10 protein-coding genes and 1 pseudogene are annotated in these 12,778 nt (G+C 32.5%); 2 read left to right on the top strand and 9 right to left on the bottom strand.

Features of this window, described 5'->3' with window-relative positions:
- Positions 1-322: 322 nt before the first annotated feature.
- From ACFVR2_RS07555 to ACFVR2_RS07515, 9 genes and pseudogenes are all read right to left on the bottom strand, one after another.
- Positions 323-1,792 carry a hypothetical protein gene (locus ACFVR2_RS07555; protein ID WP_387360333.1) on the bottom strand — a complete coding sequence of 490 codons (1,470 nt, stop codon included), beginning with the start codon at positions 1,790-1,792 and terminating at the stop codon, positions 323-325.
- Positions 1,793-2,803 carry an ATP-binding protein gene (locus ACFVR2_RS07550; protein WP_387360331.1) on the bottom strand — a complete coding sequence of 337 codons (1,011 nt, stop codon included), beginning with the start codon at positions 2,801-2,803 and terminating at the stop codon, positions 1,793-1,795.
- A 19-nt stretch (positions 2,804-2,822) separates the two neighbouring features.
- Positions 2,823-4,784 (bottom strand): hypothetical protein, encoded by a 1,962-nt coding sequence (locus tag ACFVR2_RS07545; protein ID WP_387360329.1) that lies wholly within the window; start codon positions 4,782-4,784, stop codon positions 2,823-2,825.
- On the bottom strand, positions 4,765-5,556 hold the full coding sequence (locus ACFVR2_RS07540; RefSeq protein ID WP_387360327.1) for a TnsA endonuclease N-terminal domain-containing protein: 792 nt from the start codon (positions 5,554-5,556) through the stop codon (positions 4,765-4,767). The genes ACFVR2_RS07545 and ACFVR2_RS07540 overlap by 20 nt, the downstream gene beginning before the upstream one ends.
- A gap of 273 nt (positions 5,557-5,829) precedes the next feature.
- The gene (locus ACFVR2_RS07535; protein ID WP_387360325.1) at positions 5,830-6,291 is read right to left on the bottom strand and encodes a hypothetical protein; all 462 of its coding nucleotides are present in this window, start codon (positions 6,289-6,291) and stop codon (positions 5,830-5,832) included.
- Between the two features lie 60 nt (positions 6,292-6,351).
- The gene (locus ACFVR2_RS07530; RefSeq protein ID WP_387360323.1) at positions 6,352-6,822 is read right to left on the bottom strand and encodes a hypothetical protein; all 471 of its coding nucleotides are present in this window, start codon (positions 6,820-6,822) and stop codon (positions 6,352-6,354) included.
- Between the two features lie 80 nt (positions 6,823-6,902).
- Positions 6,903-7,196, bottom strand: a pseudogene (locus ACFVR2_RS07525) (type I restriction-modification enzyme R subunit C-terminal domain-containing protein); the annotation flags it as partial.
- A gap of 291 nt (positions 7,197-7,487) precedes the next feature.
- Positions 7,488-9,155, bottom strand: coding sequence for a helix-turn-helix domain-containing protein (locus ACFVR2_RS07520; RefSeq protein ID WP_387360321.1), 1,668 nt, complete (start codon positions 9,153-9,155; stop codon positions 7,488-7,490).
- A 641-nt stretch (positions 9,156-9,796) separates the two neighbouring features.
- Entirely contained in the window at positions 9,797-9,928 is a 132-nt protein-coding gene (locus ACFVR2_RS07515; RefSeq protein WP_387360319.1) for a hypothetical protein, read from the bottom strand.
- An 800-nt stretch (positions 9,929-10,728) separates the two neighbouring features.
- Between ACFVR2_RS07515 and ACFVR2_RS07510 the strand changes: the two genes are divergently transcribed.
- A complete protein-coding gene (locus ACFVR2_RS07510; protein ID WP_387360317.1) occupies positions 10,729-11,187 on the top strand; it encodes a hypothetical protein in 459 nt (152 codons plus the stop codon).
- Positions 11,184-12,635, top strand: a complete 1,452-nt coding sequence (locus ACFVR2_RS07505; RefSeq protein WP_387360315.1) for a BRCT domain-containing protein — start codon at positions 11,184-11,186, stop codon at positions 12,633-12,635. The genes ACFVR2_RS07510 and ACFVR2_RS07505 overlap by 4 nt, the downstream gene beginning before the upstream one ends.
- Positions 12,636-12,778 lie beyond the last annotated feature (143 nt).

Below are 12,778 nucleotides of genomic sequence, written 5' to 3'. Positions count from 1 at the left end.
GTTCTCCGACACAAATCTGTTTACTCTAGCGACACAAATCTGTTACTTTTGGTAAATTTTGGTTATTGGTGATTGATTGTATATTAAATCCGAACATTCAAGTTTAATTTACACCTCTTTTTATAGCTTTTTATTCACTATTTTGTAGTATTTATACCTAAACGACACAAATCTGTATACTCGGGGTTTTTTCGCGACACAAATCTATTTACTCTCGGAACAGTAGCGACACAAATGTGTTTACTTGAGGCTTTTTTGCGACACAAACCTGTTTACTCGAGGAAAACATTGTTTTTAAATAAAAAAAGCAAGTATAAACTTGCTAAATATATCTTCCAACCAGATCGCACCATAATCTTGATTTTTGAAACTTATCTTTGCAACGAATATATATTAGTTGGCGATTGTTTACAAAATTATTTATATTAATATACACCTCTTGTAACGGTAAAAGTGGATCAAATGGGATTTCGTGATAATAAGTAACTTCATATGTTTTTGCGTTCTTATAAATCCCTACCCACTGATAAAAGTTATTTAGAACAAGGTCCGCAAATAGACGATTACGTATACATGTAGATAGCCACTCTACTTCATGAACAAGACCATCACCTATCTCTTCGATTAGTCTCATTATTGCCTTTTCATATTGCCTCATAAATGAGCGTAATGCATCATCAAATATTGGTGAATAATAAGATTTAGGAGTTGTAGCGAATCGATTTTTCGTAGTAAACCCATTTTGTACATTATGATATCCATTAAGCCCTTCAATAAACTTTCTCCAGCATACATAAGCATGTGCATAGTGACATACATTGCTAAAACTTCCTTTTATAGATAGATTTCGAACACAGCCTCGATGGAACTTCATGATGGTATTACGGAGCATTCGAGCAATACTTTTATATATTGCTCTTTGATCGTTATACATTTCACTTGACTCAAGAAAAGGATTTACTTGTTTTTTTATTGCATTATGATTCGGTTTAAATAGTGACCGACTAATTAATATTGAGGTTTCAGATCCAGCCTCTATTTTCCCTGTTTGTTTTAACTGAAGAACACGTTGAACGTGATTTTTTAACTTCTGTGGAGGACCTATTTCAGAAAATACAACTCGACTCATAAAAGAGTCTTCGGTGATTAGATTCATTTCAGGTATCATAGTCTCCTTCCCCTTTAATTCCCTTTGAAACATTTTAAACATCTTTATAGGATGATTTACATCCATGTAGCAATGTCCGCATATACAAACATATGGTTTTGCTAAGTTCGGATTTGTTAAATTAAAAGCATATCGACGAAAACAAACGGGACAACTTTCGGTTAAATCTTTATTGTGAATCGGGCAAATTGTTAAGAATCTCAGTTGATGAAAATTACTATGATATCCCAATTCCAAACAACTTTCACAAAAGCGTAGCACATCATGCTCAAAAACATGACGTGCAGCAATGCCAACACCAGATGCCATCTGATTTATGAACAATTTGCTTTCATGAAACAATTTATCCAATTCATATTGTTCAAGCTTTATCTTATCAAAGTGTAATTGAGTGGTTAGACTTCCTTTTTTAAAAGACAAAAATGTTTTCCAATTACTCGACTTGTTCTTGCTTAACATCGCAAACATTTCAATTTGTTGTGCTCCATTCGCATAATTCATTTTTTGAAGAATTGACCAAATTGACTCAAATTCCCTTATCCAGTTTATATTCCAAACTAAGGTTGATTTTGACCATTCTTCATTCTGGATATCTATGATGATGCTTTCAGTATTAAAAACCATTCAAAAAATTCCATTTATATACTTTTCAGCTTCGATAAATCCGCTGAATTCTATTGATTTTTTTATCATATTTTTAGTTACCATGTCGGTATTTTCACCATCTATCCCATAATTAGTTAACAAATAATTAATCGCAAGGGTAAAGTAAACCATTGGAACTTCAATTGCTTTTTGAATGTTATTTTCAAGATAAAAATTATGGTAGACTTCCCAAATATCCGATGACATTGAAGAAAGCCGAAATCCATTATCATATAGAGTTGGGAAAAAATATCGTGTAAATGTCCAAGGAGCGTTTACTGGATAGGTAGTATATTCATCATAACCGAGTAAACAATGGTGAAGATCTTCCACGCATGTTATCCCAGTAAATACATACTCATGAGACATAAAACGACCGACAATTTGCATTTTACCGTCGCTTAGAAAATCGTCTCGTGTATACTTTAGTTCCTTTTGTCCGACTAATATTGCGGTTAAATCTAAGCCCACACGATCTAGTTCGTTATAAATATCCATTAACCATTCATAATGATCCTCCATTAATCGTTGGGCATCATCAATGATAAGAATAATACGTTTAGCAGAGGAGGCTTGTCCTTTTTGAATAAGAAATTTATATAATTTGTCTCGTTTGAAAATAGGTTTATTCGGACCTGAATCCCAAAGAGGATGACCTAAGCCTCTTAACATATCATTGAAAAAAGTTAACTCATTAGGATTAACCGTACGTTGACTAAGGTATAAAAAAGTAGGTAAATCTTTCCCGAATTCATCTGGTAAGAAATTGATTAAATATTTAATCGCTTGTGTTTTTCCAATACGCTGTCTCCCATAAATAATCCCTCCAGGAGAATGATTACGTATCCATTTGCAAACTGTATCATACATCCGAGCAATCTCATTTGTTGGTAATAAATATGATTTGGAATAAACAGGATGTGTACCTTTTGGTAAATCAGGCCGAAGTGCAAACAAGTGGTTTTCTTTGTTATGATCAGTAATTGCCATTATAATTTCCTCCTAACCATTAATAGCCATTATTAATAATGGGTTTCGTAAAAATACGTGGTACAGGTCGCTGAGGTGTATTTTGAATATCCCCATTTGACTTCATTAGTTCCTCAACTTCGTTAGGATTAACTGTACTAGGCAGCTTTGTTACCTTGTTTTCGTTACTTTCCTTTTTACTTTTTTCTAAATGTGCGAGTTTATTTCTGGCATTTTTATTGGTTCTTGCTTTCTTTCTCAAGTACTCGCCATAAACTTCAACTGGATCCTCATGACTCAAGAAATGTATTTCTTTTTGTTTTTTTAGTTTTAAAATGGCTTTTCTTGTTCGTAAATCGTGTTTTACTTCTGCCCATTTTCCAACAGCCGTTAATTCACCTAAATCTTCACCATTTGGTAAAAATGCACGTATTGTACGTAAATCATCGACATTAACATACAAACTAATTGTTTTACCAATTAGTGCTGATGAATTCGCGAGCTTTTCACTTCGATATCTAACTCCTTCATATTTAATATAGGGTCTAATTCCTTTTTGTACGTTACCGCATACTTTACGCTCTACGCGTTTAGTAAAAAATAAGATTTCATTTCGATGTTGTTTTGGTAATGTACGAACAGTTAAATCGCGGTCAAGGCGTTGTTTCAATATATTAAGTGGACTAAGATTATTAAGACCTTCGTGTGGTGTACCATTATAGTTAGCAATCACAACTTCAATTAGTTGATGTATTTCACTTTCCGTAATGCAATATTTTTTTGCATTTTTTTCTGGATCCTTTCGTCGTGGATCGTGTGAATGACTTCCAGTGGTATTTGGTAAACGATGAAAACTGTTCTCCTCAAGTACTCCGAAAAAACGTTCAATAATACCTCTTCGTTCAGGAGTATCTACGGGACCTGCATTTACTGAACAACCGATTAAATTTGTTAGTCGATCTTTTACAATTTGCGCTAGGTTTGCTTTAGCATTATCATAAGAGAATTCCTCCCAAACAGCCCACTGACACTCTTTAAAACCCCAATCAGGAAATCCAGCTGTTGAATGATATTCCAGTGCAGGAACCGTAAAATTCATCCTTTCTTTTGGAATAACTGCATTACGAATGCATTTCATTACATCATCAGAATTGTATTCTTTATTTAAACATAGATGATAACCAAGAATAGCACGATCAGCTTCATCTATAATCACTAGGATCCAAATACGATTCATTACTTCTACGATTACGTCTCCCTCAGGTGTTGTGAATTCGATTGCAATACATGCATCAATTTTATGTCCATCAAACTGTACACGTTGGTAAGGTTTGATGACCATCGGTTGGTTTCGCTTTCCACTACCAGTTGATTTGGCATGCTGATAAGCTTGTGATCCGTTACGTGCAGCAGCAATAAGAAATCGTTCGTTTTGAATTTTTTTTACATATCGTTCGAGTGAACGTCGTGCAGCATTTTCAGTATTGAAAGGATAGTCGTTATCAGTTAAACCTAACAACCTACATTGGTCTAAAAATTGTTTATGCAAAAATTTTATTTTAATCTTTGAATCTATAATATTTTGGTTTCTTTTGTTACGATACTTATCTATAATAAATTCCTTCAGTTCAGGATGCTCTCGTAATAACTTTTGGAATCCACCAGTAGAATTAGTTGAAAATTTCGGCATTGATTTTCGAGTATATTCCTGTTTTTTCATCGTATATGGAATAAGAGCTTTGTAGCCCAGTATTACCCCCTCTCTATCTGTTTGTAAGCATGCATTTATTAATCGGTATAACAAAACTTTATGTACACCATGTTCATTTTGAATTTCAGCTAATGATTTATCAGTATAGATAAAATCATCTATAGCATATTTCCTTTTCCAAAAAAGTTCACGTATTTCCTCTGATAAACCAAAGTCATCTACTATTGGCCAATCGTGAGTATTTAGTAGTTCTGGATCAATATTGTGTTTTTCAAAAAAAATACGATTCATTAATATCCAGCTCCGTTCGATTGCCAAAGAAATACTTTTCAAGATTGGCGGTTGCTATACCATGATATACAAGGTATGCAACCGTAGTTTGAACTTCTGATGGTTCTAAGTTATTAAAGTATATAATTAGCTCACCTACTGTCATAGATTCCTTTTCCAATAGTTTTTTAGTGACAGCTTCTATTACATCGGATTGTAACGTATCAAACGAACGTGCAAATGCTGCTATCAAGCGATAGTTGTCTAGCAATGTTTGATTGTCTCGTAAATCTTTATCTGTAATTACGCGATGTATAATACCTCTTTCTTCACACCAACTTTTTTGAATTTGAATTTGACGCATTGTATCAAAGTATTTTGGATCATCTTCTTGTAATAAGCTTTCGTATTTTATTTCACGAAATTCCTCACGACCATCTCGATATTTTACCCACATATCAATTATAGATGTTCTTATTTTTCCGTCGACTTCAAATTCCATTTTTAATGGCTGTTCACAAAAGTCAGCAATATCTGGATCACACTCAACAAATAAATGATGGTCATTTTCAAGATCACTATATAACTCTACCGGTCGTTTTATTTTGTAACTATTACTTACCCAATAGTTATTTCCGTATTTTGTAGCTCTGGGCATTTTAATAGGTGAATACATAGTAATCTCCCTTCCATTTTGAACGGTTAGATTAATTTTTAATATATGAGTTGAACTAACTTCCCCACCCTCTTTTCCTCTTCCTTCTAATACAAATTGCATCATCCTTTCTGTCAAAATTCCCCCTACAAGTAGAAAGTATATCGAAATTAAAAATATTTATCATTGATAATTTAAGCTAGAGTACTTCAGGTTATTTAACAGAATATTCAAATTTTTTATTAAAAATTGAATATAAAAACGATTCTATAAAGCTATTTTTATAAATAAACTAATATATTTTAAAAATTTATCGTTGTTTCAAAACAACATTCTTGTATATAATACCTAAAAATTGTTGTTTTTAAACACAAAAAAAGATACATTTTATAATGTATCTTAAAATTCTTCTTATCTAAATATTCTATTTAAAGCTTCTAAATTTTCTAATGTTTCAGCTTCATCATCTACAATGCATTTTTCAGCTAATGTAGAGAAGAGATTTTTAAATTGCAATAATACTGCCGAATTGTTATTATGCTTCCTTAATTTAGGAACCTCGGAATCGCTAGTAATCATTATTATGATATCACGCCACGACGGATCACTTATATAATTTTTTTCTCCTTTTATCATTAAGATTGCATAGTCATTATAATACTTTTCATCTATTGCTTGTAAAAATACTTCAAGATATTTTACAGACGTGTCTTTATTTTCAATAAAGTTTTGTAAACTCTTTAAAACTTCAACTGGGCGTACTTTATCATTAATTTTTTTTGATTTTAATATTTCTTTAACATCTAATGCAAGATTATATTTATCTTGTTCATCCAAAAAATTTAATCTAGTTCTTAGCTTATCAAAATACATATTAATCATTCCTTCTTATTAGAATGATTACATATTCTCCTTATTAAGGTAAAATACCTTTTAATTTAAACGGTATAACAAAGTCAAACAATAAATATTAAAATGTTGTATTTGATTTAAAAGGTCTTTAAAATGAGCATCTTGCATAATAAAATTCTTGTTGATTGAAGTGTTAAAACCTTTTATCAAGTCAATTTCACCACGAATATAGTTATATTTGTTGTGTTTGGTAGGTACTAAATCTAATTCGCTTAATTGAGCAAAATTAATAACACGATCATGTTGAATGATATCAAATCCTTGTTTTTGCAAAGATACATTGTATGGGTCATATTGTTTAGGTTTATCTATTCCCATCTCTTGGTACTCCTCATCAGTAGGGGCGTAACCAAAAGTGAATTCTGCAATCCATCCTACACCTTTAAATTTTTTCTTCTCGATAAGCGGTTTATTTCTTCGCAAATCGGGATGAAAGTATATCGGTTTGTTTTCACGAACAGAAAGATCATGAATAACAGGCGATTCATTCATTTGTACTGAATTAACAAAAATAATTAACTACCTTATATTAAATAGGTAGTTAATTACTATTAAGAAAACATAAATCTACTTTAAGCTCCAGTTATTTCTTCTGTATTTCGATTAATTTCGTCAATAACGCTTAGTATTTTTTTTACACACTCAATATTATTACTAAATAAATCAACAACGCTTCCAACCGTTTTCAATGGCTCTTACTTTAAAACGCTTTTATCCATAATCCCATTCTTTACAACATAATCAATGATAAGTTGTACAAATCTGATTTGATTACTATTTAAACTTTGATTTGTTATAAATTCGGAAAAGGCTTCGCTTGCAGCTTGTGGATCTAGCCCAGACAACTCACGCACTAATTTAGCAACTTGTTTTTTTTAGTAAATCATTAATAATTCAATAAAAAATTAAGTGCGAAAACCATTATGATTTCACACTCAAAACTAATACTATTACAAATTTTCTAGCCTTAAACCGAACTAATTAGTGATTATTTATTGCTCTTTTGCCGCTCTTGATCATATAGCTAGTAGAATGAGGATATAATTTCGAATTTATCTACTAATTAATATGATATTTATATTTTTGTACTTATAAACTGAACCCGATGTGTTTAAAGGTAGACTTTTTATATAGAAATGGAATGCCAAATTAAAATGCTACTGTTTTTTACTTAGTTTAGCTATTTCTTTAATGATTTTTTCAACTAATGTTGTAAGGTTTTCTTTTTCTATTCTTGTATCACATTCAAAAAGTCTCTCTTCTAGGTAATCTTTTTTTAATATTGAGACAGGAATAAATAGAAACCCTTCATGCTGAATAAGCGTACTTTTAATACATTTTAATACTGTTCTATAATTTTTGATACCAAGTTCCTTAACTGCTTCATTTGTAGATGAAAATTTTATTACTTTAGTTCCATCTATTCTAATTGCGAAAAACTCTTTACTTCTGCCATATTTTTCAAACATTTCACTTACTTTAAATTCTCTAATAATTTCTTTGATTCTTGAAATTGAAATTTTAATTCCTTTCTTAATTAAACTCTCTCTTATGAAGCTTATATTACATTTGTCATTGTACAGTGACATTATTAAATCATCTCTTTTTTGAATTTCAAGATCTCTTTGTTCATTATCTGAGTGATATTTCTCAATCTTTGAGTTATTTGAAAACCTAGATCCCGATTTACCATTCAGTATTCTGCCAACTTGTCTTCTAGAGATGTTTAATTTTTTAGCAATTTGTTCTTGAGAGTATCCTTTTTTTTGACTAAGTGCAAAAATTTGTTCGTTTCTACTTGCATAAAAGTAGCTTTCAAATGAGTCAACTTGAACATCTTTCAATTTATTAATGATACTTTTTATCTCACTAGTTACAGAATCAAAGTTGATAAAAAGATTTTTGTTTTCTTCTAACCATTTAAATATACTTATTTTTTTTATTCCAAATTCATATAATTCTATTACTGGTCCAAAAAAATACACACAGACTACCTTATCAGATCCAACTAATGGTGTATATTTTTCGACTTCTTTTATAATTTTTGTATCAATGTCCAATTTGAAGTCTATAATTATATCTTCCTTAACTACTCCCATGTCAAATTCACAATTCTTATATGTAAATGTTGATATAAATGCCCCTTTTTTGCTGTACTTTAATATAATATCTTTAATTAATTGTTCTAATAGTGTCCCCTTAATTCTCCTGTCCTGAGCCGATTTATATGCTATTTCAAAAGCTTTTTTAATTACATAATAACCAATGTTACAATTTCTTGAAAATGTAAGTAGTGTATGTTTACCACCTGTTTCTTCATTAACAAATTTTGATATAGCATAATTTAGATCACCAAATTTCTCTCTAAATTCTTTTAAATCAAATTCGTTATTCTTTACAATAAATTCCAAGCATTCTTTGGCTTGTTCCCAATTCCAAAATGAGTCTATTTTTTTGTGTGAGAATGTACCATTAAACCAGCATTTAGCTATAAATTTTGTAGAATAGTTTTCATTTGGGTACGTTATTACAAACTTTATTATCTCTTCACTAAACCATTCCTTAAGTTTACGAATCATAATCATACCATTTTTATTTATTGTGGGTAAAACGTAATTGCCTTTAGCAGTTTGAACTTTTATTTGATTATTTTCTCTAATAAAAAAACCTTTTTCATAGGACTTTCTAAGTATATTAAGTCTTTTAATAAATGGGCGCACACCATTTGTGAGACAACACGTTAATTCTTCATTTAATTCTTCGGCTATTTTATATTTTGAAAAAAGACAATAAATTATTTTTCCACAGATGTCACATAAGCACATCACACTTTGTCTTGAACCTGGTGATAAATCTTTTGGTTTAATGTGAATTTTTCCTACCTTATAAGTTTTGTCGTATGTTGTACCAGAAAAAGTATTATCTAAATGATTAATTGCTACTTCAACTTTTGTACCAATCGCTAAATTTTTGTAACCATATGATTGAAGCTTTTTTAAAATTTTTTTATTACATACTAATTGTCCTACTACTTCAACAAGTGATATATCTTAAAACCTACTTTCAACATGATTTTTTATTACCTGAAGCATGGTTATCTCCATAAGCTATATCTACGGATTTAACTGAGCATGAAAATATAGATAACCAATAAGGTCGACTACGCTGCCTTGCATCTTCTATCAAACTTTAAAAAAAGAATATTCACACTATTAAACGTTTGTCATTTAAATCATAATATGGAAATTTGCTCTTATTTTGTTTTTGACTGCTTGATTGCATCTATCGAGTGGAAATACTCAAATAACATTTTCCCACCAGCTGTAGAGTGAACCACGCTTCCTCGTTTTGGTGCATTCTCTGGATCAAATACCGCTGCAATGATTTAGGCTTTGGATTCTTTACTAAACTTTCCGACATCATGAAGCACACCAGAGAGACCAGCAAGATGCTTAATCCCTAGTTTTTAACCTCTTACTTCTGCGAAGGTTTTTGTTTCAAACGAATGTGTTTCAACCGTTTGAATGGCTTCATCGTGTTTTCGAATATGAGCGATGGATGTTGCGCTATTCATTAGTTCCTGCATTCGTTTATTCATTTTTTCACCTCAGTTGTTCTTAACAAGAATACATTCTAAACAAGTTGGAATTGGTTTATACACGGCCATAAACTTTTTTTTAAAATTTTTTTTGATGTTGATTTTCCCCATAAAAAAGAACCTACTTTATGTAGGTCCACTCCATTATTAATCTACGCGCTCGTATAGAGTGCGACGATCTTTTTTACCGGTTAACTCCCATCCGTTCTTATTTCAATCCACGCACTCTCATAAAGTGCGACGTAATTGTACCAACTGTTGCAGTAGCGTACTTTTTATTTCAATCCTCGCACCCACATAGAGTGCGACTACTCACTTCATTGCTAAATTTGGTGCAACGTGATTTCAATCCACGCACTCACATAGAATGTGACAGCTATTCTTTGGCAAAAAAACGCCAAAAGATAGATTTTTTAATAAAAAATCTTGAACGGTTCTTGAAATCATAGAACCTTATTAGACGATTCTATGAAAATGCATCAAAATAAGGTGCGAACCTCCGTATATTTTATGTTCACTTCTCGTTTGCACTTTCAATATCAATAGTTTTTCGAATTAGTTTAAACGATCACTTTTAATTTATTTCTATTATAGGGTAGTTGTTTACGTTTCATACCTCACATGAACTTACTTAAACTCTTTCTTTTTTTGAAATCCACATCCATTTTTTAAATTTTAAGGACATTTCACTCTGTTCACGAATTGTTTATTGTGTGCGTCTCCATTTCATTCTATACTGAAAGTGCAGATTAAAATTACACCATGACGATTCACCCACTACGTAAAAAGAGGTGCTTTCAATGTTACAAGAACGAATTGAAGAGTTAGCGAGCGCTATTCTAGATATCAATGAAAATACAGTTAGCGTAACCGGATTCCTTTTTCCTGAACGTTTACTGAATTACTATATCGACGGAAGTGATTGTTTTTCATCAAAAGGTTTGTATCCACTCCCAGACCAACCACTGGACTTTAGCAAAGTAAAAACCAACGCTTTATTTGTGATCTTACAAAACGGAATCGAACAACAACGAATCCAATTTAACGTTATTAAAACGTACACACAAAAATACAAAGATCAAACAGGCAAACCCCGCACAAAAGTTGTTTCAATTCGAAAATGTGATTTTTCCAACCAATACAATTATTTCGCAATGGATGAAGCTCGTATTTTTGCTACCCTTGACGAATGTAACGACTTTTTAGCGGAACGGTTTGGCTCAAATGTACAAATCCTAGAAAGCGAGTGTCTTGTATGAACGAGTACATTTTAGTCGATATAGAAACTGGTGACTTCCAAGTCGAAAGCGGCATCAAAGAAGTTGCCTGTTTAGTGCTTCAACTAAATGAAATCGTTCACAGCGAGCACTTCTATCTCATCGAAGACGCAAATCGCATTCAAGAAGGTTACGGGAAAGGCTATGCGACGATTTCGTCACACGTTCCGTTTATTGAGCAATTTCAACGATTAACAAAACGCTTTCCATTCCCAATCATTGCACACAATGTACCGTTTGACCGTAAGTTCTTAGTGCATTACGGTTGGATTTCGCCCGACCATCCAACTGTCGATTCCATTGACCTGATTCGTGCGATTTATCCGGACCTTCCATCTTATTCACTTGAAACCTGTCTTCAGTTTTTTGAGATGGGAACCGAACAAACGCACACTGCAATCGATGATGTTCGTCAATTATTTGCGATCCTTCAGCGTGCTTATGACCCTGAATGGTATCCATCAAGCAACAATCCGCCTCTAAAAGCGAAAAAAACAAAAAAGAAAACGCAACGTGATAACCCAGAAGGTGTTCGTCGTTTCATGCCAAAAGCTGAGCTTCACAAAGCCATCAATTCGTTAATCGGGATTATCAATGGGATGAAATTTGATGCGATTGTGAATGATGATGAAGTATCTGAATTGGTACATTGGTGCAATTTGCATCGTTTTTTAGCAAACAAACCGCCTTTTTCAGACATCATTCCAGTGATTGACCAAGCCCTCGAGGATGGTGTACTAGAACCTGAAGAAATGGATGACATTCTTTGGTTATGCCACCAAGTCATGCAAACCGATGATTTTAATGAGTTTTACGACTTGGTTACCTCTTCCATTCAACAACTTGAAGGGATCTTGCACGGGGTGCTTTCAGACAACGAATTGTCCGATTTAGAAATCAAGCAATTAAAAGCTTGGTTAGACGAACGCGCCTTCTTAAAAGGAACGTATCCATTTGATGAAATTGATAGTTTGATTATGAGCGTATTAGAAGACGGAGTGATCACTGAAGACGAACGTCAATCACTTGTTGCGTTCTTTTCGAATTTTATCGATGCAAAACAATCTTACAATTTAAATGAAGAAGAAATGAAAACATTGCAAGCAAAGTATTCAGTGGAAGGTATTTGTGCTGCGAATCCGTCGATCTCATTCAGCAACAAAACGTTTTGTTTTACCGGAGCATCTTACCGCGCTAAACGGAATGACTTTGCGGAACTCATCACGCAACATGGTGGGCAATTCACCAATTCCGTCACCAAAAAAACAAACTTTTTAATTGTTGGTGGTGAAGGCAATCCATGTTGGGCGTTTTCGTGCTACGGCCGCAAAGTCGAAAAAGCTGTTCAACTCAGAAAAGCTGGTACACAAGTTGTGATTGTTCATGAAAACGATTTTTGGAAACAGCTTGAAAAAAAAGCGTTTGTCTAAAAAACTAAAAAAAATTAGAAGGTCTACTTTATGTTAGACCTTCTTTTTCGCAATAATCCAAGTAATTTAATTTTCCCCCGCGTTTTATCCCAACTCATTCGAAAAGGATGGCTGCAAAAGCAGACACCCCTTAGCTACGGAAT

Origin of the sequence: Gottfriedia sp. NPDC057991, from assembly GCF_042886615.1 — a bacterium.
In the GTDB taxonomy this organism is placed as follows: Bacteria; Bacillota; Bacilli; order Bacillales; family Bacillaceae_G; genus Gottfriedia.
Note: the sequence above shows the minus strand (reverse complement) of the source record. Positions and strands in the feature narration are given on the sequence as shown.